Genomic DNA, 23,566 nt, shown 5'->3' with positions numbered 1-23,566 from the left:
GAGAATTGTTATCATTCAAAATGCTTGAGGAGTAAGAGATGGCTATTACTAAGCTGGTTCTGGTGCGCCACGGCGAAAGCCAGTGGAACAACGAAAACCGCTTTACCGGTTGGTACGATGTTGACCTGTCCGAGAAAGGCGTAAGCGAAGCGAAAGCGGCAGGTAAACTGCTGAAGGAAGAAGGCTTCAGCTTTGATTTTGCTTACACCTCTGTGCTGAAACGTGCCATCCACACTCTGTGGAACGTTCTGGACGAGCTGGATCAGGCATGGCTGCCAGTTGAAAAGTCCTGGAAACTGAACGAGCGTCACTACGGTGCTCTGCAAGGCCTGAACAAAGCTGAAACCGCTGAGAAATACGGTGACGAGCAAGTTAAACAATGGCGTCGTGGCTTCGCGGTGACTCCACCAGAGCTGACCAAAGATGACGAGCGTTACCCGGGCCACGATCCGCGCTACGCAAAACTGACCGATGCTGAACTGCCACAGACCGAAAGCCTGGCGCTGACCATCGACCGCGTTGTGCCTTACTGGAACGAAACCATTCTGCCACGCCTGAAAAGCGGTGAGCGCGTTATCATTGCAGCTCACGGTAACTCCCTGCGCGCGCTGGTGAAATTCCTGGATAACATGGGTGAAGACGAGATCCTCGAACTGAACATCCCAACTGGCGTGCCGCTGGTATACGAGTTCGATGAAAACTTCAAACCAATCAAACACTACTATCTGGGTAACGCTGACGAAATCGCTGCAAAAGCGGCGGCTGTAGCGAACCAGGGTAAAGCGAAGTAATTTTCGCCAGACATAAAAAAAGCGTGGAGCAATCCACGCTTTTTTATTGCCTGAACCTGTTTCAGCCGCGACGTGCTTTTACCGCTTCCGCCAGCTGACGCAGAATCGTGTCAGTATCTTCCCAGCCAATGCAGGCATCCGTCACGCTCTTGCCATAAACCAGCGGCTCGCTGCCTTCCAGATTCTGGTTGCCTTCAACCAGGTGACTTTCGATCATCACACCGATGACTGCCGTTTCGCCGCCCGCAATCTGCTGACAAACGTCCGTGCCCACGTCCATCTGCTTTTTGAATTGCTTGCTGGAGTTTGCGTGGCTGAAGTCGATCATCACCTGCGGTGACAGCCCTGCTTTCTCAAGACCGGTTTTCACTTCTGCCACATGTTTTGCGCTGTAGTTCGGCTCTTTACCGCCGCGCAGGATGATGTGGCAGTCGCCGTTGCCGCTGGTGTTCACGATGGCAGAGTGACCCCATTTGGTCACTGACAGGAAGCAGTGCGGCGCGCCTGCGGCATTGATTGCGTCAATGGCCACTTTGATGGTGCCGTCGGTCCCGTTTTTAAAACCAACCGGGCAAGAAAGGCCGGATGCCAGTTCGCGGTGTACCTGAGATTCTGTGGTACGTGCGCCGATAGCGCCCCAGCTCATGAGGTCGGCAAGATACTGTGGGGTGATCATGTCCAGGAATTCACCGGCAGCTGGCAGACCGCTGTCGTTGATTTCCAGCAGCAGCTTACGCGCGATGCGCAGACCGTCGTTGATCTGGAAGCTGTTATCCATGTGTGGATCGTTAATCAGCCCTTTCCAGCCCACGGTGGTGCGCGGCTTTTCAAAATAAACGCGCATCACGATTTCGAGCTCACCTTTAAGCTCATCACGCAGTTTAATCAGACGGGAAGCGTACTCTTTGGCTGCAGCTGGATCGTGAATGGAGCATGGGCCAATCACCACCAGAAGACGATCGTCATTACCTTTCAGGATCTTATGGATCGCTTTGCGGGCATGGGAAACCGTGTTTGCTGCGTTTTCTGTGGCGGGGAATTTTTCAAGGAGTGCTACTGGAGGTAATAACTCATTGATCTCTTTAATGCGTAAATCGTCATTCTGATAATTCATTTTCTGTTCAGCTCTGCCATATCTTTAGTAATGATTGCAATCCCTTCAATCTATCTCGTCGGCCAGGAAGTGTAAACGGGCTTTTACACTTCACGCAGATAATTCCTGGAATCAGCCTAAAAATCGCCACAAAATAGCGAAAAACGAGTTATGGCCTAAGCTTTTTGACTGTAACAACTATTTTTGAGTGATTAAACGCGATTCGATACTGACGTAAGTCTGTATGCCAGAATCTTTCGCCTGTGAACGAGATGCACTGTTGGAAATGTTATCCAGCGTAACGACAAAAACAGGAGCAGCATGATGAAAATGACGAAACTGGCAACCCTCTTCCTGACCGCCACCCTCACCCTGGCAAGCGGTAGCGTGCTCGCCGCAGAGACTAGCGCATCTGAAGGCAACGGTGACGCCAATGCAGCAGCATCAGCAGGGCAGGTCGCCCCTGATGCCAAACAGAACATCGCCCCTAATAATGTCGATAACAGCCATATCAACAACGGCAGCACCAATACGGGTGGGACAATGCTCCATCCGAACGGTACCGGTTCGGGCACGATGAATCATGACGGTATGACCACGGATGAGGTGCATAAAAATTCGATGTGTAAAGACGGTAAATGCCCGGACCCAAATGACAAAGTGGGTAACGATGCTGATACCAAAACGGATGGCACCACGCAGTAAAAGTGAATATTCTGACCAAAGGAGAGCCTGAGCTCTCCTTTTTTATTTAACCTCTTAAAAACGCTACACTAAAAATAATAATAAATCAGGAAAGAAGACATGGCGCACACCCACTCCCATTCACACACTTCCGGTGACGACAACGCTAAGCGGCTGGCGCTGGCTTTCGGGGTTACCGCAACCTTTATGGTCATCGAGGTCATCGGCGGGCTGGTTTCAGGCTCTCTGGCGCTGCTGGCAGACGCCGGGCATATGCTTACCGACGCTGCCGCCCTGCTGTTTGCACTGCTGGCGGTACAGTTTGCACGTCGGCCACCAAACGCCCGTCATACGTTTGGCTGGCTCAGGCTGACGACCCTTGCGGCTTTTGTTAATGCCATTGCGCTGGTTGTTATTACCATGCTTATCGTCTGGGAGGCGTTCCAGCGTTTCAGACACCCGCAGCCTGTTGCCGGTGTAACCATGATGGTTATTGCCGTTGCCGGGCTGCTTGCCAACATCCTGGCATTCTGGATTTTGCATCGTGGCAGCGGCGAAAAGAATCTGAACGTACGGGCCGCGGCGCTTCACGTGCTGGGGGATTTGCTGGGTTCGGTCGGGGCTATCGCGGCTGCGCTGGTTATCCTCTACACGGGCTGGACGCCTGTCGACCCGATCCTGTCGGTGCTGGTTTCATGTCTTGTGCTGCGCAGTGCCTGGCGGCTTTTGAAAGAGAGCGTCAATGAGTTACTGGAGGGAGCGCCCACTTCGCTGGATATCCCGGCGCTGAAGCGCAACCTGTGCCGCTCGATCCCGGAAGTGCGAAACGTGCACCATGTTCATGTCTGGCTGGTGGGTGAAAAACCGATTATGACACTGCATGTCCAGGTGATCCCACCTCACGATCATGATGCGCTACTTGAACGCATTCAGCATTTCCTGGAACACCACTACGAGATTGCTCACGCAACCATCCAGATGGAGTATCAGCCCTGTAACGGCCCGGACTGCCATCTTAACGAGATGCAGTCCGGCCATTCACATCATCACCATCATTAACTGGATAACGCGTGTGAGCCACGTTCACGCGCGCTGTTTATCCACATACGGCTACCGTTGAGCGCAATGAAGGTCAGCAGCAGATATTCCAGTGACATGGCGTAAACGCCTTGCAGGGCGAAAATCACCACGCTGATGACGTTAATGATGACCCACAGCAACCAGTTTTCGACGTATTTGCGGGTCATCAGGATCATCGCCGCAATCGACAGCACCATCATGCAGGAATCCCAGAACGGGAAGGCATCAGGCTGGAGTTCGGGCATAGTGACATTCAGCCCAAGCGCAGACATCACTGACACCGCAATGCGCGTCAGGAAGGCGAACACCGGGTTGATAAACACGGTCATCAAGCCGATAGCGACTACGCAGGCCACAAACCAGGCGATTGCTTTGGGTAGCGGCAACCAGCGGATCTGGAGTTCTGCTTCCTGCTGGCTGTTCTGGCGCGACCAGGCATACCAGCCATAAATATTCGCGGCAAAGAAAAATAGCTGTAACAGCAGGCTGGCGTAGAGCTGGATCTGGAAGAAAATAATCGCAAACAGCGTGACGTTGATAAGCCCAAACGCGTAGTTGCTGATCTTCTCCAGGCTGGCCAACCAGATGCAAAGCAGGCCAGCCAGAGTGCCTATCGCTTCAATCCATGACAGGTCGTAGCCACCCGCACCAATCGGTATATGAACCAGAATGTTTTGCGTGCTAAAAAAATCCATCTTTTCCCCTGGGCGTGTTGAATTAAGTACGTAGTGTAGCCGCAAAATCCAGCATTCGGTTAAGCGGAATTAACGCGCCTTCACGCAATGCGGCATCCACATGGATTTCATGGGCCGCACCACCCGTTTCTAACCCTTCAGCAATGGCTTTCAGGCCGTTCATCGCCATCCACGGACAATGGGCGCAGCTACGACAGGTTGCGCCCTCTCCTGCGGTCGGCGCTTCGAGCAGCTCTTTTTCCGGCACGGCCTGTTGCATCTTATAGAAGATGCCGCGATCGGTGGCCACAATAAGTTGCTTGTGCGGTAGCGTCTTCGCGGCATTAATCAGCTGACTGGTTGACCCCACGGCATCTGCCATGTCGACAATCGACTGCGGTGATTCCGGGTGAACGAGAATGGCCGCCTGCGGGTATAACCCCTTCATGCGTGCCAGCGCTTGCGTTTTGAATTCATCATGCACAATACATGCGCCCTGCCAGCAGAGCACATCGGCACCGGTTTGCTTTTGAACATAGTTCCCAAGATGGCGATCGGGTGCCCAGATAATTTTCTCGCCCAGGCTATCCAGATGTTCAATCAGCTCTACCGCAATGCTGGAGGTCACCACCCAGTCTGCTCGTGCTTTTACCGCGGCAGAGGTATTGGCGTAGACCACGACAGTACGATCAGGATGCGCATCGCAGAACGCGGAGAACTCCTCGATTGGGCAACCGAGATCGAGCGAGCATTCGGCGTTTAACGTCGGCATCAGGATGGTTTTTTCCGGGCTTAAGATCTTTGCCGTTTCCCCCATAAAACGCACGCCCGCCACCAGTAGTGTGGAAGCGGGATGTTTTGCGCCAAAACGCGCCATCTCCAGGGAATCGGAGATACACCCGCCAGTCTCTTCCGCCAGTTGCTGAATTTCCGGGTCGGTGTAGTAATGCGCCACCATCACCGCATCACGCTCTTTGAGAAGTCGTTTGATCTTCTCACGGTAGAACTGTTTTTCATCCAGGGTTAGCGGGACGGGCTTTGGCGGGAAGGGATAGATCGCGGCTTCTGGATCGAACATCACACTCATTATGGCTTCTCGTTTTACGGGCTTAACAATATTGCCTTTCTTTTGCATGACATAGCAAAACGGGTGGCAATTGTGTTTTGTATACTAAACAAGATAGCGAATTTGAGGTGAAAAGTCACCGGAAATAGGTGTGCGTAGCATTTGTCGGGTGGCGGCTTTGCCTTACCCGACCTACAAGGTCGACACATATCGGAACAACAGATAGCAAAAAAGCGCCTTTAGGGCGCTTTTTTACATTGGTGGGTCGTGCAGGATTCGAACCTGCGACCAATTGATTAAAAGTCAACTGCTCTACCAACTGAGCTAACGACCCCTTGCGGGATTTTTTCTTCGAAGTGGTGGGTCGTGCAGGATTCGAACCTGCGACCAATTGATTAAAAGTCAACTGCTCTACCAACTGAGCTAACGACCCATTCGGGTGCTGACTTCGAAGATTTTTACTCGGGACCACCGTAAAGTGGTGGGTCGTGCAGGATTCGAACCTGCGACCAATTGATTAAAAGTCAACTGCTCTACCAACTGAGCTAACGACCCGAGTGGTGGGTGATGACGGGCTCGAACCGCCGACCCCCTCCGTGTAAAGGAGATGCTCTACCAACTGAGCTAATCACCCACTCTGTACTACTGGAACTACTTTAAGTGGTGGGTCGTGCAGGATTCGAACCTGCGACCAATTGATTAAAAGTCAACTGCTCTACCAACTGAGCTAACGACCCACTTTTGCGCTGCTTTCACGTTGTTTGATATCCCGTGGCAACGGCGGCATATATTACTGATTTAAGAATTCTGCGCAACAAAAATTTCGATGAAGATCACTTAACTGCTTAGTAATCATGCTGCACGACCAGAAATAACGCGATTTCTGGTCATGCGGTAATCATCCCATCGAATTCAGACGTTTTTGCGCCTGTTTGGCACCTTCGGTACCCGGGAACTTCGTCACAACCTGCTGGTAGACGGCTTTCGCTTTTGCGTTATCACCTTTGTCCTGCATGATCACGCCGACCTTGAACATCGCATCAGGTGCTTTAGGTGATTTTGGGTAATTTTTCACCACAGAGGCAAAATAAAACGCCGCATCATCCTTCTTACCCTTGTTGTAATTCAGCTGACCTAGCCAGTAATTCGCATTTGGCTGGTAAGTGGAATCAGGGTACTTCTTGACGAAGTTTTGAAACGCAACGATAGCATCGTCCTGACGAGATTTGTCCTGTACCAGGGCAATGGCCGCGTTGTAATCCGTATTCGCGTCACCGCTCTGGACAGGCGCACCTGTCGAGGCTGAAGCATCTGCTGCCGGAGCCGGTGTTGCCGCAGCACCACCACTCTGATCGCCCGCTGCTGGCTGTGCAGCTGCACCACCATTACTCAGGCTATCGATTTGCAACATGATCTGCTTCTGACGATCCATAACCTGATTAAGCTGATACTGACTTTCCTGGATCTGCCCACGTAAAGAATCAATATCGCTTTGGTTATCGGAAAGTTGCTGCTGGAGTTGGGTTAAAAGCTGGCTGTGAGCATTAGAAATACGCTCGAGTTGAGTGACACGGTCTTCAACCGAGCCTGAGCCGACACTACTGATTGGTGCCTGAGCAAAAGCGGCCCAGGGGGCCGCTATTCCAACCAGTAACGACAGACTCAACAAATGATGTCTGAAGTTACTGTTCATGCAATTCTCTTAGTAAACCAGTACGGCACGACGGTTTTTGGAGTAAGCCGCTTCGTCATGACCCAGTACTGCTGGTTTTTCTTTACCGTAAGAAACGATGGAGATCTGGTCAGCAGAAACGCCTTTACCTTGCAGGTACATTTTAACAGCGTTAGCACGACGTTCACCCAGGGAGATGTTGTACTCTGGAGTACCACGTTCGTCCGCGTGACCTTCTACGGTGACTTTGTAAGATGGGTTGCTACGCAGGAAGTTAGCGTGAGCATCCAGCATCGCAGCGAAGTCAGAACGGATGTCGTACTTATCCAGATCGAAGTAAACGATGTTGTTCTGCTGCAGCTGCTGCATCTGAAGACGCGCTTGCTCTTCAGAAGACATGTTGCCATTGCCGTTCGCGTCCATACCGGTGCCGGCACCCATCATGCCTTCGCCGCTCTGGTCATTGCTTGCGTTCTTGTTAGAAGAACACGCTGCGATTGCCATTACAGGCAGAGCGATCATCAGCCCCTTCAGCACTTTGTTCAGTTGCATTTCTATGATTCCTTTAGTAATCAATTAATTATTATTTACAGATACGGCGACCAGGCAGGTGATTTTACCTGTCCATCAGTAGCCGGAATACGCGCTTTGAAACGCCCATCTGTAGAAACCAGATTCAGCACAGATCCCATCCCCTGAGAAGAGCTGTAGATTACCATAGTGCCGTTAGGTGCCAGACTTGGCGTTTCATCCAGGAACGTTGACGACAGAACTTGAACGCCACCCGCTACCAGATCTTGTTTGGCAATGTGCTGCTGCCCACCGTTGGAGCTGACCATTACCATAAACTTACCGTCGCTGCTCACGTCTGCGTTCTGGTTCTGTGTACCTTCCCAGGAAATACGCTGTGGAGCACCGCCGTTGACATTCACTTTATAGATTTGTGGACGGCCTGCCTGGTCGGAAGTAAACGCCAGGTTCTGGCTATCCGGGAACCAGGTCGGCTCAGTGTTGTTGCTACGACCATCAGTCACCTGACGGATCTGACCAGAACCAATGTCCATCACGTACAGGTTCAAGCTACCGGTTTTAGACAGGGCAAATGCCAGTTTAGAACCATCCGGAGAGAATGAAGGCGCACCGTTGTGACGCGGGAAGGACGCAACCTGGCGTACAGCACCGTTAGACAGCGTCTGAATGACCAGCGCAGAACGACCGCTTTCGAAGGTAACATAAGCCAGTTTAGAACCGTCTGGAGACCATGCCGGAGACATCAGCGGCTGTGCAGAACGGTGAACAGTGAACTGGTTATAACCGTCGTAATCGGACACGCGGAGTTCATACGGGAACTGACCACCATTGGTCTGCACCACATAAGCGATACGAGTACGGAAAGCACCTTTAATGGTGGTCAGCTTCTCGAATACTTCGTCACTTGCCGTGTGGCCAGCATAACGCAGCCATTGCTTGTTCACTTTGTAAGAGTTCTGAGCCAGAACGGTACCTGGTGCACCACCGGTATCCACCAGCTGATAAGCCACGTTATAGCCGCCGTCCGGGCTCGGAGTAACCTGGCCTACAACAACCGCATCAATACCCAGCGCAGACCATGCAGCAGGTTGAACTTCCTGCGCAGTACCCGGCTGCTGAGGCAGACGAGAACGATCTAACGGGTTGAATTTACCGCTGTTACGCAGGTCAGCCGCAACGATGCCACCAATATCTTCTGGTGCAGCGCCAGGACCGGCCCACTGGAACGGTACAACACCGATTGGGCGTGCCGAGTCTACCCCCTGGGTGATCTCGATACGTACTTCTGCGTGCAGCACAGCTGCCCACAGCATTAAGAAACTAAATGCTACACGTAATGCCTGCTTCATCATATCTCCCTTATCTGGGTAACCTTACCCGCGATAATTTAGCAGAATGTTAACAAACTCAAATAGACAAAACTACCAGAACCCTGTGACTAAACCTGGTCTATTTTTCCCCGTTTGCACGGGGAAAATGTAACTTAAGGTTTGAAGTCCAGCGGTGCATTTTTAAACGTTTCATACACAGCCTGAGATGGCGGTTTAGGGAACTTGGTCATTCTGCTGGTCGCAGACAGCATCTGCTGACAGAACGCATCGTCCCCACCTTCCGGTTTCACGCTAAGTATCGAGCCGTCGGAACTAATGTTTACACGCAAAGTACAGGTTTTACCTTTGTAGGTATCCCAGTCATACAGGTGGCCACGAATGGCTGCCTGAACCTGAGAGATGTACGAAGCAATCTCTGCCTGAGATGCCCCACCCTGCCCCGGCTTACTTCCTTTAGCAGGAGATGAACCACCAGCGCTACCACTGGTCGTGCCTTTCGGCGCATTCTTACCAGAACTCAGGTCGCCCAGCAGGTCATCCACCCCTGAGGCAGCAGCGGCTTTTTCCGCGGCAGCCTTTTTAGCAGCCGCTTTTTCGGCCGCAGCGGCTTTCTTATCAGCAGCAGCTTTTGCAGCAGCGGCAGCTTTATCCGCAGCAGCCTTTTCAGCGGCAGCCGCTTTCTTAGCTTCAGCGGCGGCAGCAGCCTTCTCAGCAGCAGCGGCTTTTTCCGCAGCAGCTTTCTCAGCGGCAGCCGCTTTCTTAGCCGCATCGGCAGCAGCTTTCTTCTCAGCTTCCTGAGCGGCTTTTTTCGCGGCATCTGCTTCAGCTTTCTTCTGGGCATCTGCTGCGGCTTTTTTCGCGGCTTCGGCTTCAGCTTTCTTCTGAGCATCGGCAGCCGCTTTCTTCGCTGCTTCCTCAGCCTGTTTCTGGGCATCTGCTGCGGCTTTCTTCGCGGCTTCTGCGGCCAGTTTTGCCTGTGCGTCGGCCTGAGCTTTCGCGTCAGCAGCCGCTTTCGCTGCGGCCTCTTCGGCTTGTTTCTGCTGTTCCTGCGCTTTTTTAGCGGCGGCTTCAGCCTGTTTCTGCTGTTCCGCCTGCTCTTTTGCTGCTTCCTGAGCCTGCAAACGTTCTTTCTCGAGCTGCTTCAAACGCTCCTGCTCTGCGGCCTGCTTTTCACGCAGTTCCTCAGCTTGCTGTTGCGCCTGTTTATCACGCTGCTCTTCAGCACGTTTTGCACTCGCCTGCTGTTGTTGCTGGCGATTATAGTTTTGTACTACCGCACCAGGATCCACCATGACGGCGTCGATGGAAGACCCCCCACCACCGCCAGCTGATGCATCTATATGCTCGTCGAACGAACTCCAGATCAGTGCCGCAAAAAGAATAACGTGCAGCACTGCGGAGATAATTATCGCTCGCTTAAGCTTATCGTTTTGTTCGGTTGCCTTTGACACTATCGGTTCCCAAAAACTCGTATCCCACTGCTAGCAGGTGATCAAATAGGCTGCGTCATTAAGCCAACAGACTTAACGCCCGCGCTATGGAGCAAGTTCAGCGCTTTTATAATTTCATCGTAAGGCACATCTTTTGCACCACCGATTAAGAAGACCGTCTTCGGATTTGACTCCAGACGGCGCTGCGCTTCGGCAATCACCTGCTCTGGCGGTAACTGATCCATACGATCTTTTTCTACCACCACGCTGTATTGCCCTACGCCGGAAACCTCAATGATGACCGGAGGATCGTCATTGGTGCTTACCGCCTGTGATTCTGTCGCATCCGGCAGATCAACTTCCACGCTCTGGGTGATTATCGGTGCTGTTGCCATAAAGATAAGCAGCAGCACTAACAGTACGTCCAGCAGCGGAACGATATTGATTTCGGACTTGAGCTCGCGACGACCTCGTCCACGCGATCTGGCCATGGTTTACCCCTTGTTACTCTCGGTGCTGGTAAACGCCTGACGGTGCAGAATCGCGGTGAACTCTTCCATAAAGTTGTCGTAGTTCAGTTCCAGTTTGTTCACGCGCTGATTCAGACGGTTATACGCCATAACCGCCGGGATAGCGGCGAACAGACCGATAGCGGTCGCGATCAGTGCTTCTGCGATACCCGGTGCAACCATCTGCAACGTTGCCTGCTTCACCGCACCCAGGGCGATAAAGGCGTGCATAATCCCCCACACCGTACCGAACAGGCCGATATACGGGCTGATGGAACCGACTGTGCCAAGGAAAGGAATATGCGTTTCAAGGGTTTCCAGTTCACGGTTCATGGAAATGCGCATCGCACGGGACGCACCTTCAACGACCGCTTCCGGTGCATGGCTGTTAGCGCGATGCAAACGGGCGAATTCTTTGAAACCGCTGTAAAAAATTTGTTCGGAGCCTGCGAGGTTATCCCGACGCCCCTGGCTTTCCTGATACAGACGGGAAAGTTCGATACCAGACCAGAACTTGTCTTCAAACGCTTCAGCCTCGCGGCCAGCGGCATTGAGGATACGCGTTCTCTGGATGATGATGGCCCAGGATGCGATTGAAAAACCAATCAAAATCAACATGATAAGTTTAACCAGAAGGCTTGCCTTCAGGAACAAATCAAGGATATTCATGTCAGTCACTGCTTAAACTCCGCGACAATAGACTTAGGAAGCGCACGAGGCTTCATGATGAGTGGATCAACACAGACAATCAGTACTTCAGCTTCGTTCAGTACCGTGTTCTCTGCATTGAGGATCCGTTGCGTGAATACCAGTGAGGTTCCGCGCATTGATGTTATTTCTGTTTGGACTTCGAGCATATCGTCGAGTCTGGCAGGCGCAAAATACTCAAGCGTCATCTTGCGTACCACAAAGGCAACTCGCTCAGCCAACAGCACTTGTTGGCTAAAGTGATGATGTCGCAGCATCTCTGTGCGTGCCCGTTCATAAAAAGCAACGTAGCTGGCGTGGTAAACCACACCACCGGCATCGGTATCTTCGTAGTAGACACGAACCGGCCATCGAAACAGCGTTGTATTCACTTTACATCCCGGTAATGCAACAAAAGTTAGAGCTTTTAAACTTCGCTACTATACGCGCGGGAATGATGGTTTGGAATGGGAGAAAGTAAACGGAGAGTAAATTTTTATGGGCTCGGGTAAGCCCATATGATTAACGGACATTTCTTATTCAGAAGAAGAAGAAAATCAGCCCAGCGAGGAGCACCAGATCGGCAATCAGCGGGCAGAAAATACCCTGCCAGTGAATGGCTTTCGGACGAAAGCCAACGCCGTGAATAACACCTGCGCACACGGCCCACATAATGAAGAAGCCATGCCAGATCTCAAGCTCGCTGGTCTTCGCTGCAAAACGCGAAGGGTCCCAGAAAATACAGCCTGCCAGCAGTAATGCCATCACTAAAGAAAGCGCCCTTAACGGGCGCTTATCCATTACCGCGTAAAGCGTCGCGATAATGTTCATTAGTGTTTTTCGTCACTCGCTTTGGACGCTTCAACGTGCTCAAGCGCCAGGGCAGTAATGATGCCAAATGCACAGGCAAGAAGCGTCCCCAAAATCCATGCGAAATACCACATATTCAGCTCCTTACTTAGTACAGGGAATGAGTGTTGCGTTCGATGTCTTCTTTCGTGATACGACCGAACATTTTCCAGTAACACCAGGTGGTGTAGAGCAGGATAATCGGTACGAACACGCACGCAACATACGTCATCAGGTTCAGCGTCAGCTGGCTAGACGTTGCATCCCACATGGTCAGACTTGCGTTCATCATGGTGCTGGACGGCATAACGAATGGGAACATCGCGATACCTGCAGTCAGAATGATGCACGCCAGCGTCAGTGAAGAGAACACAAACGCCAGAGCGCCTTTTTCCAGACGAGACGTCAGCACAGTCAGCAGCGGCAACAGAACACCCAGAGCCGGGATAACCCACAGCACAGGCATGTTGTTGAAGTTAGTCATCCAGGCACCAGCCTGACGCACAACTTCTTTCGTCAGCGGGTTAGACGGCGCAGCATGATTCATCGCAGAAGTCACCACGTAGCCATCAATACCGTACACCACCCAGACACCGGCCAGTGCGAAGCAGACAAGCGTCACCAGGGCAGCCAGCTGAGCGGTTGCACGTGAACGCAGATGCAGTTCACCTACCGTACGCATTTGCAGGTATGTCGCGCCCTGAGTAATGATCATCGCCACACTCACCACGCCCGCCAGCAGGCCAAACGGATTCAGCAGCTGGAAGAAGTTACCGGTGTAGTAAAGACGCATGTACTCATCAATGTGGAACGGAACACCCTGCAACAGGTTACCGAACGCCACACCAATCACCAGCGGTGGAACAAAGCTACCAATGAAGATGCCCCAGTCCCACATGTTGCGCCAGCGGGTGTCTTCAATCTTGGAACGGTAGTCAAAACCGACCGGACGGAAGAATAAAGACGCCAGCACCAGAATCATCGCCACATAGAAGCCGGAGAACGCAGCCGCATAGACCATCGGCCAGGCAGCGAACAGCGCGCCGCCTGCGGTGATGAGCCACACCTGGTTACCGTCCCAGTGCGGAGCGATGGAGTTGATCATGATTCGACGCTCGGTGTCATTACGACCGAGGAAGCGGGTGAGCATCCCCACCCCCATGTCGAAGCCGTCGGTGACAGCAAAGCCAATCAGCAAAATACCAACCAGCAGCCACCAGATAAAACGCAATACTTCATAATCGATCATTTGATGACTCCTGTCTTAGCGTGCCGGCTGAGTAGTCGCAGCAGACTGCTCGTAGTGATAGCGACCGGTTTTCAGGCTGCTTGGGCCAAGGCGCGCGAACTTGAACATCAGGAACAGTTCAGCCACCAGGAACAGGGTATACAGACCACAAATCAGCAGCATGGAGAAGATCAGATCGCCCGCTGTCAGGGAGGAGTTCGCTACCGCCGTTGGCAGCACCTCACCTATCGCCCATGGCTGACGGCCATATTCCGCCACAAACCAACCGGATTCGATAGCAATCCACGGCAGTGGGATACCGTACATCGCGGTACGCAGCAGCCATTTTTTCTGACCGATACGGTTACGAATAACAGACCAGAAGGACGCCGCAATGATAAGCAGCATCAGGATGCCGCAGCCCACCATGATACGGAACGCGAAATACAACGGCGCAACGCGTGGAATGGAGTCTTTGGTCGCCTGCTGGATCTGCGCTTCCGTTGCGTCAGAGACGTTCGGGGTATAGCGTTTGAGCAGCAGCCCGTAACCCAGGTCTTTCTTCACGCTGTTGAACTGATCGCGTATAGCCTGATCGGTAGAGCCAGCACGCAGCTGCTCCAGCAGTGAGTAAGCTTTCATACCATTACGGATACGGCCTTCATGCTGCACCATCAGATCTTTCAGGCCAGTAACCTGTTTGTCGACAGAGCGGGTTGCGATGATGCCCAGTGCGTAAGGGATTTGAATCGAGAAGTGGTTTTGCTGCGCATCCTGATCCGGAATACCGAACAAGGTAAAGGCAGCCGGAGCCGGTTGGGTTTCCCACTCAGCTTCGATGGCAGCCAGTTTGGTTTTCTGCACGTCACCCATTTCGTAACCGGATTCATCACCCAGAACGATAACGGAGAGGATTGCAGCCATACCGAAGCTAGCAGCAATAGCAAAGGAGCGTTTAGCGAAAGCAAAGTCACGGCCACGCAGCATGTAGTAGGAGCTGATACCCAGAACGAACATCGCACCACAAACGTAGCCAGATGCCACGGTGTGAACGAATTTAACCTGGGCTACCGGGTTCAGGACCAGCTCGGCAAAGCTGACCATCTCCATACGCATGGTTTCGAAGTTGAAATCAGATGCGATTGGGTTTTGCATCCAGCCGTTCGCCACCAGGATCCACAGTGCGGACAGGTTGGAACCCAATGCCACAAGCCAGGTTACCGCCATATGCTGGACTTTGCCCAGACGGTCCCAACCGAAGAAGAACAGACCTACAAAGGTGGATTCGAGGAAGAAGGCCATCAGACCTTCAATGGCCAGCGGCGCACCGAAGATATCCCCGACGTAGTGGGAATAATAAGACCAGTTAGTCCCGAACTGGAACTCCATGGTCAAACCGGTTGCCACGCCCAGTGCGAAGTTGATACCAAACAACTTGCCCCAGAACTTGGTCATATCTTTATAAATCTGTTTGCCGGAGAGGACGTAGACCGTTTCCATGATGGCCAGCAGGAACGCCATACCGAGCGTCAGTGGCACAAACAGGAAGTGGTACATCGCGGTCAAGGCAAACTGTAAGCGCGACAGTTCGACTATATCTAACATCATGACTCCTTGCTCATCGCATGAAGACTCCGAGAGTGAATCCCGTTAGAAAGGATCCACACACATGCCCCAATACAAAGTTATCTGCTTCCCTTCTTCAGTGCTTATTCGCTACGAGAGGAAAAAGCAGTGATGAAAGGTTGCAAATACGTTAATAAAAAACCCAAATTGATCCCGCAAATATAATACGCTGCAAAACCCTTACAATAAACAGGTTTTTATTGAATCACATTTACGTTTTACGACGGTGATCAACTTATAGCAAAACTACCACTTTTCAGCCATTTTGATCGGGCACAATTTAGCGCCTTTTGATGGTTTTTTCCAAGGATTAAACATTGATTTAAATCAAAATTGCATCGCACTGTTAATCATGTTTAATTACAGTAAGAATAGTAAAAGGCATGTTAAAATTATGTGTATAACGAAGCGGTGATAGTTATCAAATACAAGAAAAAATATAAACAGAGGTGATTTTAATTAACGCGGGAGGGGAATGCATATTTACATACCAGAGAACCTGTAATCATAGTCTCTTCACAGTATTTTTCCATTGTTGTGCTAAAGCACCCCGAAATTACATCTGGTTTACTTTTAATCCCTTTAAAATTAACACCGCAATGTGACAATTTAAGGAAACGAAGAGTTGCATCACCTGCAACCCTCCATTCATATCTCGCACCGTTAGTCTAACCCAATGCTAAATGTACGCGACTGACTCGGTCTAAATACTTCAGTGATGCACTTATCTTCATGCCCTTCTGCCTGCAGTCTCTCGTTCATGTCAGTCTCGCAACATCGCTTAATTGCTCTGCTCATGGATAGCGTAACGTCGCACGTACCCGACTCTGACGGGTTAAATACCCGAAGGATCAGCTCATCACGATCTTCTGCTTTTTTCAGGGCGCTCATGAGACAGCCTGTCGGGGAGAGCGTTAACAGGCTATAGCTGTCCGGTGTCGTAAACGTGGCTCGGTTGAGCTTCATCGCATCCCAGGGGATTTTATTGTAACACTGGACTGGAGTAAGCCAGCTTTTCGCCTGATGTGCAACGCCTGCATTTTCAGGCGATCCGTTGAAGCTAAAGAGACTGAATCGGCAGTTGAGCGAGCCACGAAGCTGCGAGTCAGGCACGGGCATTTTGATGCCAGAAGGCCTGCCAGGACGCAGAAGTAAATCTTCCTTTCCGAGCAGTCCGACTCCGCGTAACAGCGTCAGGGCAAAGGTTTTTTTGTCGTCGCCTATAACTTCAAATTCCCGCAATCCTTCAGTGAACAGCGCCAGCCCATTGCGTTTCTCCTGGAGAACAACATAGTTAAGGAGATTCCAGACCGGCAGAGGAGCCTCTTTCCATCCCTCAGTTTGCCAGTTGGCCATTGCTTCATCATTTACGGGCCGTGTCAGTGAACCAAATTGTGTATCGGCTAACACGGTGTCCGGATTAAATGGTGTGGGGATCAAAACGCGAACGCGATGGTCATCCGCCTGGTTGTCCAGGCGCACTTCCACATCGATTCGCCTGTTGTTATGGCTGAGTGTGATTACCACTTCAGCGCTAAGGTATCCGTTTTGCTGGCGCGCTGAACGTTCAGAAAGGTTAGCCGGAATAGCCATACGGTGACGGATCACCGCCCTGCTCTGCCACCCTTCATGTACCACTTCAACCTCGTGCTCTCCTTGTGCCGTTGTGAGTCGCCACTCCTCCCGTGACGGGGAGTAATCATACTCATCGCCATCATCTGAACTTTCTTCAATTTCCAGCACGCGGTCGTAAATCAGCCCGGACTCTTTATCGAACAGACGCAGCGTTCCGTCACGATTGATCTCCACTTGCCAGAACGCATTTTCCAGCAATGCTTCGGTATTTTTTACGGTTGGAACCTGCTTTCCGCTGGCATGAGGTTCTATATAAAGTGTGCGATATCCCATGGAAGGCAGGATAGCCTCAATCTGAATATCGAATTCCCTGAACGGCTCATAATTACCGTAATGGACGATTTGCCGGTCAATCAACCCAGGATCAAGTTCGCGGGCACTTCGAATGAAATACGGGATACTGTTCCCTTTGTCATCCAGCAGACGGAACTGACTGGCGCGCAAGCGAATCGTGGTATTAATGACCTCTTCACGCGGCCAGGGCATCAGATTAAACATCACCAGCTTGTCGTTATCAGTTTGCGGCATATTGTCGGTAATCTTACGCATATAAAAGTGCGTCAGGTTATCGGCCATGTCTTCTGCCAGCACGAAGCGGGACATAATTTCACGGTGGACTTTGTCACTACAGCAGCACCCGATACTGTCGTGGGCATGATTTTTGAGGATCTCTTTCCACATTTTTTCCAGCAAGCCGTGGTGATACTCAAAACCCAGCGTCCAGGCAAGAGTCGCCAGCGGCTCCAGAATATTCACGATTTTGTTCTCAATTCGGGCATGGATGATTTTAATGTCCATTCGGGTAGATCCAATCGTCCGGTGCACGCGCATATATTTACCATCGATAAACTCCCCTTTCAGGGTCGCCAGTTCATCCCGGTGAGCATCAATGTGCTCAAAAACCTCCTCGAAGCGGCTCATCACAAACTGACGCTGTGGGTAAATTTCGCGAAGTTTATCCATCACCGCAAAAATGTTCTGCTGCAGGGGCATTTGGTCGTGACCATTCGGTAGCAAAATATTTTTGGTTACCGAAGCTTTTTCCAGCACATCGAAGTAGCTGTCGAGCCGTTTCCGCAGACCCGCTTCGTCCTCTGGTAAGTACTTACCAATCGCGTAGCCCAGTGGTAGCACCTGTGCCGTCACTTCGCTGCCGTCCGCGCTTTGCCACAAAAATTCAGTTTTATCGGTGCCGTGACGCTCTGAACATCCGCGCCAGAACATCGTTCGGGTAATACCAAATCCGTTATAGATATGCGGCAACTGTCCGGACATACCAAACGAATCCGGCAGATAACCAATTTTCATCGGTTCGCCAAACGCCATGCAGTCGCGGATACCGTACATCAGATTACGTACAATCGACTCTCCACTGACGATAGTGGTATCGGTTTGGGTATACCACGGTCCGATTATCAACTTTCCGGCTTCCACCAGTTTTTTCACGCGTGGCCTGTTTTCAGGCATGACGGCAAAGTAGTCCTCCAGCACAGCCGTCTGCCCGTCGAGGACATAATATTTGTACTCTTCATCCTGTTCGAGGCGAGTCAGGATCTCTTCCATATTATTAACAAGGAGAATACGCGACGCTTCGGTGGTGAAATACCACTCGCGATCCCAGTGCATATGCGGCGTGATATGAACGCGAGATACAGCTTTCATCTTCTTTTCCTGTAAGTAAGTTTTATGGCGTGACGTCTTCAGTGTGGTATTTGCCCTTTTTCACGGCATGGCGTCGCCAGAACAGTAAAATGAGCGTAGAAATGGCGGTACCAACAAGTGCCGCACCAAACCAGCCTGCCGCAGCAATCACCCCACCGATTCCAGCGTGATGCAGTAAAAACAGGGAGAAAATGCCCGCTCCTGGCGTGGATAACCCAATCCCCATTGCACCGACGATGGCCCCCGTTGCCATCGAGCCAAGGACAAACGAGCCAATCACTCTCAGCGGATCTTCTATCGCCATCGGGATAGCACCTTCGGTAATACCCGCCAGCCCGAGCAGCCACGTTGACTTGCCGGTTTCAATTTCAAACGGCTTAAAGAGGTACGGAGCAAGCATTGTTGATGCGGTGACGGTAAAAGCCGACACCATTTTGACAGAGGCAAAAATGGCATATGGACCGTAAACGCCATTGGCCATTGCCCCCAGACAGAACGCATACGCCGCTTTGTTCACCGGCCCTCCCAAATCGAACGAGCACATAAATCCGAGAAGCGTTCCGAGTAAAAGCGCATTTGCACCAGAGAGACCATTTAACCAGGCTGTGAGCGAGTTATTAAGCCATGCCACTGGCTCTCCTATCACAAACAGCATCAGACTGCCCGCCCCCAGAACGCCAATCACAGGGTAGAGGTAATAGGTCAAGAAACCGTTGTAACGATTACTGAGGCGAATGTGATTTTTAACCCAGCGCATCATGTAGCCAGCGATCAGTCCGCCTGCAACAGCGCCCAGAAAACCGGAGCCGATCATATTGGCGGCAAGTCCAGCCGCAAAGCCCGGAGCCAGTGCGGGTTTATCCGCCAACGAATAGGCTGTATAAGCAGCAAGTACGGGCACCATCAAAATGCCGAGAATGCCGCCGCCAAGTTTGCGATACATCCACAGCCACGAATTTTCCTGATCGAATAGATGCTGCAACCCCAGCATCTGTGCCAGCAGTACCGCGACAGCCAGCACCGTTCCCCCGGCCACGATCAGCGGCACAGCAAAAGAGATACCGCTAAGCAGAGCCTGCTTGAGCTCCGTCCTTATACTCCTTTTTTCAGCCTGTACCGGTTGTGCTATGGATGACGCCGGTAACGCCAGCGCCCGCTCAATCAGGGCTTCGGCATGGCGCAGCGGTTCCGCAACCGGCACTGAAATGGCCGGAATGCCCTGAAAGCGTTCGCACTCTTTAATCGCCACATCCGCGGCAAAAATAGATGCTCGCGCATCGCGCAACTGCTGCGGAGTGATACGCCCTTCAATGCCGTTCGCCCCCTGTTTTTCAACCACTACATTGATGCCGAGCTTGCGCCCTGCTTTTTCCAGATATTCAGCTGCCATATAGGTGTGGGCAATCCCGGCCGGACAGGCAGTGACGCAGACAACTGTAGGTGCATCAGCCTGTACAGTGTTTTCCTCGCCCTGAGGCGTATCGTTGAGCGCAGCCAGTAAGGCTGGCGCAGTGGTCGACGCCATCACCCGCCCCCGCAATTCATCGTCTGCCAGTCTGGACGTGAGCTCCGTTAACACCTGAATGTGCGTTGACCCCGCTTCAGATGGCGGAATAGCGAGCAGGAAAATGAGTTCGACCTCCTCAGGGCCTTCAACACCTTCCCATCTCAGTGGTTCGATTAGCGTCGCCACAGCGAAGGCGGCTTCCTTCACAACTGATGATTTGCCGTGTGGCACAGCCAGTCCTTCTCCAAGCGCCGTGGGCCCTAGCGATTCACGACGAAAAACTTCCGCTAAAAATTCATCGCAATCAGCGATCTTTCCCAGATCACACAGCCGCATTGTGAGCTTGCGTATGGCCTCATCCCGACTGGAGAACTGTGTCTGCACGCAGATAGCGCTGGGGTGGGTCAGGGTCGTCAGGTTCATGCAGATCCTCACATTCATGGTGTTATTGTCTGCCGGGAATTGTGACAGACAGAACAATACATTTATGTGATCATTTTCACTAACATGCATTATTTGTATTTAATTTGTATTTAATTTGTATTGTTTACAAATTACAGGTTGCAGGCATAATTCTTTGAAAAGGTATTAATCAGGCATCACATAATGAGTAACAAACCGATGTACCGGCAGATAGCCGATGCGCTGCGCGATAAAATCACTACTGGCGAATTGAAGCCCGGAGATGCATTACCGACGGAGTCGAGCCTTCAGGAGGCGTTCGGTGTAAGTCGCGTGACAGTCAGGCAGGCGCTAAAGCGGCTGACGGAAGAGCAGATCATCGAGAGTATTCAGGGCAGCGGTTCATACGTGAAAGAGGAGCGCGTCAATTACGATATCTACCAGCTCACGGGTTTCTACGAGAAACTGGCCGACAGAAACGTGGATACTCACAGTGACGTCAAAATTTTCGAGGTCATAAAAGCTGATGCGCGTATGGCAGAAACGTTAAACATTAAGCCCGAGGATAAAATCTGGCACGTTAAACGCGTACGCTTCATCAAGCAAAAACCGGTAAACCTGGAGGAAACGTGGATGCCTCTGGCAATGTTTGCCGACCTCACGTGGGAAGTGATGGAAAACTCCAAGTATCACTATATTGAGCAGATCAAAAAAATGGCCATCGATCGCAGCGAGCAAGAACTCGTGCCGGTCATGCCCTCTCAGGAGGCAATAGCCGCACTGGCGCTCGATCCGGCAAAACCCATTCTGGAGAAAGTGTCACGCGGATTTCTCAAAGATGGCCGGGTGTTTGAATACAGTCGTAATGTGTTCAACACCGACGACTATAAATTCACCCTGGTCGCAAAACGCAGGCAATAAAAAAGGCCGCTTTTCAGCGGCCAACCATGTCGAAACGGACATTTTTATTTCAAAGCTCCCAGTCCTGGGAGCAGAGAGGACTTACTTAATGATGGATTTCAGTGCTTCGCCGATATCGGCCAGGCTGCGCACAGTTTTCACACCAGCAGCTTCAAGCGCAGCGAATTTCTCATCCGCTGTACCTTTACCGCCCGCGATGATTGCGCCTGCGTGGCCCATACGTTTGCCTTTCGGCGCAGTTACGCCCGCGATGTAGCCCACAACAGGCTTGGTCACGTGATCTTTGATGTACGCAGCGGCTTCTTCTTCTGCGCTACCGCCGATTTCACCGATCATCACGATCGCTTCGGTCTGCGGGTCTTCCTGGAACAGTTTCAGGATGTCGATGAAGTTAGAGCCCGGGATCGGGTCACCACCGATGCCCACACAGGTGGACTGGCCGAAGCCGTAGTCAGTGGTCTGCTTAACCGCTTCATACGTCAGGGTACCAGAGCGGGAAACGATGCCCACTTTACCCGGCTTGTGAATGTGGCCTGGCATGATGCCGATTTTGCACTCGCCCGGAGTGATAACACCCGGGCAGTTCGGGCCGATCATACGCACGCCAGCTTCATCCAGCTTCACTTTCACGGTCAGCATGTCCAGGGTCGGGATGCCTTCGGTGATGGTGATGATCAGTTTGATGCCTGCGTCGATCGCTTCCAGAATGGAGTCTTTGCAGAATGCCGCCGGAACGTAGATAACGGTCGCGGTTGCGCCCGTCGCTTCTACTGCTTCGCGTACGGTGTTGAACACTGGCAGACCCAGATGAGTGGTACCGCCTTTACCTGGCGTTACACCGCCAACCATCTGCGTACCGTAGGCAATCGCCTGCTCGGAGTGGAAAGTCCCCTGGCTACCGGTGAAGCCCTGGCAGATAACCTTGGTATCTTTATTAATTAAAACTGACATTATTTCCCCTCCACTGCGGCAACAACCTGCTGAGCTGCATCCGTCAGACTTTTCGCTGCAATAATATTCAGGCCGCTGTCAGCCAGTTTTTTCGCGCCGAGTTCAGCGTTGTTACCTTCCAGACGCACAACAACCGGGACGTTAACGCCCACTTCTGCCACCGCGCCGATAATACCGTCAGCGATCAGATCGCAACGAACGATACCGCCGAAGATGTTAACCAGAACGGCTTTCACATTGTCGTCAGAGAGAATAATTTTGAACGCTTCGGTTACGCGCTCTTTGGTTGCGCCACCGCCTACGTCGAGGAAGTTCGCTGGTTCACCGCCGTGCAGCTTAACGATGTCCATGGTGCCCATTGCCAGGCCCGCACCGTTAACCATGCAGCCGATGTTGCCATCCAGTGCCACGTAGTTCAGTTCCCACTGTGCAGCCTGAGCTTCACGTGGATCTTCCTGAGACTGGTCACGCATTTCGCGCAGATCCGGCTGGCGGAACAGTGCGTTGCCGTCAGCACCCAGTTTACCGTCGAGGCAGATCAGATCGCCCTGAGTGGTGATCACCAGCGGGTTAATTTCGATCAGCGCCAGATCGCGCTCCAGGAAGATAGTCGCCAGACCCATGAAGATCTTGGTGAACTGTTGAACCAGTTTACCTTCCAGACCCAGTTTGAACGCCAGCTCACGACCCTGGTAAGGCATTGGGCCTGCCAGCGGATCGATGGCCACTTTGTGGATCAGATGAGGGGTTTCTTCTGCCACTTTTTCGATTTCCACGCCGCCTTCAGTAGACGCCATGAACACCACGCGACGAGAGCTACGGTCTACTACTGCGCCGAGATACAGTTCTTTTGCGATATCGGTCGCCGCTTCTACCAGGATCTGGTTAACAGGCTGGCCGTTCGCATCTGTTTGATAGGTTACCAGACGTTTGCCAAGCCAATGTTCAGCAAAAGCACGGATCTCTTCTTTGCTCTTAACAACCTTCACACCGCCCGCTTTACCACGGCCACCAGCGTGAACCTGACATTTAACTACCCAAGGGCCGGAACCGATTTTAGATGCGGCTTCTTCTGCTTCACGCGGGGTAGTACAGGCATAACCCACCGGAGCCGGTAAGCCATACCGGGCAAACAGCTGTTTGGCCTGATATTCATGTAAGTTCATGTGTTCTATCCATCCTTCAGGTAATCGTTAGGTATTGCTTTTGTAGGCCCGGCAAGCTCAGCGCCGCCGGG

Annotated in this window: 22 protein-coding genes and 5 tRNA genes; 4 read left to right on the top strand and 23 right to left on the bottom strand. The window is 51.9% G+C overall.

The window, feature by feature from the left end; all coding sequences use genetic code 11:
• Nucleotides 1-38: 38 nt before the first annotated feature.
• Nucleotides 39-791, top strand: coding sequence for a 2,3-diphosphoglycerate-dependent phosphoglycerate mutase (gene gpmA / locus N1249_RS06475; RefSeq protein ID WP_014069398.1), 753 nt, complete (start codon nucleotides 39-41; stop codon nucleotides 789-791).
• A gap of 61 nt (nucleotides 792-852) precedes the next feature.
• On the opposite strand, the gene aroG is transcribed toward gpmA, so the two are convergent.
• Complete coding sequence (aroG, locus tag N1249_RS06470) at nucleotides 853-1,905, bottom strand: 3-deoxy-7-phosphoheptulonate synthase AroG (RefSeq protein ID WP_259835601.1); 1,053 nt, start codon at nucleotides 1,903-1,905, stop codon at nucleotides 853-855.
• 303 nt (nucleotides 1,906-2,208) lie between these two features.
• Between aroG and N1249_RS06465 the strand changes: the two genes are divergently transcribed.
• Both N1249_RS06465 and zitB read left to right on the top strand, forming a co-directional pair.
• Nucleotides 2,209-2,589 (top strand): YbgS-like family protein, encoded by a 381-nt coding sequence (locus N1249_RS06465; RefSeq protein ID WP_014069396.1) that lies wholly within the window; start codon nucleotides 2,209-2,211, stop codon nucleotides 2,587-2,589.
• 99 nt (nucleotides 2,590-2,688) lie between these two features.
• Nucleotides 2,689-3,627 (top strand): CDF family zinc transporter ZitB, encoded by a 939-nt coding sequence (zitB, locus tag N1249_RS06460; RefSeq protein WP_259835598.1) that lies wholly within the window; start codon nucleotides 2,689-2,691, stop codon nucleotides 3,625-3,627.
• Here the strand turns inward: zitB and pnuC are convergent.
• The 20 genes from pnuC to mngA all read right to left on the bottom strand — a co-directional run bounded on the left by pnuC (nucleotide 3,624) and on the right by mngA (nucleotide 20,478).
• Nucleotides 3,624-4,343: a nicotinamide riboside transporter PnuC gene (gene pnuC / locus N1249_RS06455; protein WP_259835595.1), complete on the bottom strand. Its 720-nt coding sequence runs from the start codon at nucleotides 4,341-4,343 to the stop codon at nucleotides 3,624-3,626. The genes zitB and pnuC overlap by 4 nt on opposite strands.
• Before the next feature lie 22 nt (nucleotides 4,344-4,365).
• Nucleotides 4,366-5,409, bottom strand: a complete 1,044-nt coding sequence (gene nadA / locus N1249_RS06450) for a quinolinate synthase NadA (protein ID WP_259835592.1) — start codon at nucleotides 5,407-5,409, stop codon at nucleotides 4,366-4,368.
• Between the two features lie 237 nt (nucleotides 5,410-5,646).
• Nucleotides 5,647-5,722, bottom strand: a tRNA-Lys gene (locus N1249_RS06445).
• Nucleotides 5,723-5,745: 23 nt separating this feature from the next.
• Nucleotides 5,746-5,821: transfer RNA gene (locus N1249_RS06440), tRNA-Lys, on the bottom strand.
• Between the two features lie 46 nt (nucleotides 5,822-5,867).
• Nucleotides 5,868-5,943 (bottom strand) — tRNA-Lys (locus tag N1249_RS06435).
• A gap of 3 nt (nucleotides 5,944-5,946) precedes the next feature.
• Nucleotides 5,947-6,022, bottom strand: a tRNA-Val gene (locus N1249_RS06430).
• A gap of 27 nt (nucleotides 6,023-6,049) precedes the next feature.
• Nucleotides 6,050-6,125: transfer RNA gene (locus N1249_RS06425), tRNA-Lys, on the bottom strand.
• Between the two features lie 161 nt (nucleotides 6,126-6,286).
• Nucleotides 6,287-7,081 carry a cell division protein CpoB gene (gene cpoB, locus N1249_RS06420; RefSeq protein WP_259835589.1) on the bottom strand — a complete coding sequence of 265 codons (795 nt, stop codon included), beginning with the start codon at nucleotides 7,079-7,081 and terminating at the stop codon, nucleotides 6,287-6,289.
• 9 nt (nucleotides 7,082-7,090) lie between these two features.
• A complete protein-coding gene (pal, locus tag N1249_RS06415; protein WP_003858578.1) occupies nucleotides 7,091-7,612 on the bottom strand; it encodes a peptidoglycan-associated lipoprotein Pal in 522 nt (173 codons plus the stop codon).
• A gap of 35 nt (nucleotides 7,613-7,647) precedes the next feature.
• Complete coding sequence (gene tolB, locus N1249_RS06410; RefSeq protein ID WP_259838015.1) at nucleotides 7,648-8,940, bottom strand: Tol-Pal system beta propeller repeat protein TolB; 1,293 nt, start codon at nucleotides 8,938-8,940, stop codon at nucleotides 7,648-7,650.
• Between the two features lie 134 nt (nucleotides 8,941-9,074).
• The gene (tolA, locus tag N1249_RS06405) at nucleotides 9,075-10,373 is read right to left on the bottom strand and encodes a cell envelope integrity protein TolA (RefSeq protein WP_259835585.1); all 1,299 of its coding nucleotides are present in this window, start codon (nucleotides 10,371-10,373) and stop codon (nucleotides 9,075-9,077) included.
• A 41-nt stretch (nucleotides 10,374-10,414) separates the two neighbouring features.
• Nucleotides 10,415-10,843: a colicin uptake protein TolR gene (gene tolR, locus N1249_RS06400; RefSeq protein ID WP_003858589.1), complete on the bottom strand. Its 429-nt coding sequence runs from the start codon at nucleotides 10,841-10,843 to the stop codon at nucleotides 10,415-10,417.
• 3 nt (nucleotides 10,844-10,846) lie between these two features.
• Entirely contained in the window at nucleotides 10,847-11,539 is a 693-nt protein-coding gene (gene tolQ, locus N1249_RS06395) for a Tol-Pal system protein TolQ (protein ID WP_014069389.1), read from the bottom strand.
• A complete protein-coding gene (ybgC, locus tag N1249_RS06390; protein WP_014069388.1) occupies nucleotides 11,536-11,940 on the bottom strand; it encodes a tol-pal system-associated acyl-CoA thioesterase in 405 nt (134 codons plus the stop codon). Before ybgC ends, tolQ begins: the two co-directional genes overlap by 4 nt.
• 148 nt (nucleotides 11,941-12,088) lie before the next feature.
• The gene (gene ybgE, locus N1249_RS06385; protein ID WP_014069387.1) at nucleotides 12,089-12,379 is read right to left on the bottom strand and encodes a cyd operon protein YbgE; all 291 of its coding nucleotides are present in this window, start codon (nucleotides 12,377-12,379) and stop codon (nucleotides 12,089-12,091) included.
• Nucleotides 12,379-12,492 carry a cytochrome bd-I oxidase subunit CydX gene (gene cydX, locus N1249_RS06380; protein ID WP_259835568.1) on the bottom strand — a complete coding sequence of 38 codons (114 nt, stop codon included), beginning with the start codon at nucleotides 12,490-12,492 and terminating at the stop codon, nucleotides 12,379-12,381. Before cydX ends, ybgE begins: the two co-directional genes overlap by 1 nt.
• Before the next feature lie 14 nt (nucleotides 12,493-12,506).
• Nucleotides 12,507-13,646, bottom strand: coding sequence for a cytochrome d ubiquinol oxidase subunit II (gene cydB, locus N1249_RS06375; RefSeq protein ID WP_014069385.1), 1,140 nt, complete (start codon nucleotides 13,644-13,646; stop codon nucleotides 12,507-12,509).
• Nucleotides 13,647-13,661: 15 nt separating this feature from the next.
• Nucleotides 13,662-15,230 carry a cytochrome ubiquinol oxidase subunit I gene (gene cydA / locus N1249_RS06370; RefSeq protein WP_259838013.1) on the bottom strand — a complete coding sequence of 523 codons (1,569 nt, stop codon included), beginning with the start codon at nucleotides 15,228-15,230 and terminating at the stop codon, nucleotides 13,662-13,664.
• Between the two features lie 684 nt (nucleotides 15,231-15,914).
• The gene (gene mngB / locus N1249_RS06365) at nucleotides 15,915-18,548 is read right to left on the bottom strand and encodes a mannosylglycerate hydrolase (RefSeq protein ID WP_259835564.1); all 2,634 of its coding nucleotides are present in this window, start codon (nucleotides 18,546-18,548) and stop codon (nucleotides 15,915-15,917) included.
• Nucleotides 18,549-18,570: 22 nt separating this feature from the next.
• Nucleotides 18,571-20,478 carry a PTS 2-O-a-mannosyl-D-glycerate transporter subunit IIABC gene (mngA, locus tag N1249_RS06360; protein ID WP_259835562.1) on the bottom strand — a complete coding sequence of 636 codons (1,908 nt, stop codon included), beginning with the start codon at nucleotides 20,476-20,478 and terminating at the stop codon, nucleotides 18,571-18,573.
• A gap of 183 nt (nucleotides 20,479-20,661) precedes the next feature.
• On the opposite strand from mngA, the gene N1249_RS06355 reads away from it, so the two are divergent.
• Nucleotides 20,662-21,378 (top strand): GntR family transcriptional regulator, encoded by a 717-nt coding sequence (locus tag N1249_RS06355; protein ID WP_259835559.1) that lies wholly within the window; start codon nucleotides 20,662-20,664, stop codon nucleotides 21,376-21,378.
• A gap of 81 nt (nucleotides 21,379-21,459) precedes the next feature.
• On the opposite strand, the gene sucD is transcribed toward N1249_RS06355, so the two are convergent.
• Both sucD and sucC read right to left on the bottom strand, forming a co-directional pair.
• On the bottom strand, nucleotides 21,460-22,329 hold the full coding sequence (sucD, locus tag N1249_RS06350) for a succinate--CoA ligase subunit alpha (RefSeq protein WP_166717411.1): 870 nt from the start codon (nucleotides 22,327-22,329) through the stop codon (nucleotides 21,460-21,462).
• Nucleotides 22,329-23,495, bottom strand: coding sequence for an ADP-forming succinate--CoA ligase subunit beta (sucC, locus tag N1249_RS06345; protein WP_014069379.1), 1,167 nt, complete (start codon nucleotides 23,493-23,495; stop codon nucleotides 22,329-22,331). Before sucC ends, sucD begins: the two co-directional genes overlap by 1 nt.
• Nucleotides 23,496-23,566 lie beyond the last annotated feature (71 nt).

The sequence above is a fragment of the Enterobacter sp. CP102 genome (assembly GCF_025152625.1).
GTDB lineage: Bacteria > Pseudomonadota > Gammaproteobacteria > Enterobacterales > Enterobacteriaceae > Enterobacter > Enterobacter soli.
Note: the sequence above shows the minus strand (reverse complement) of the source record. Positions and strands in the feature narration are given on the sequence as shown.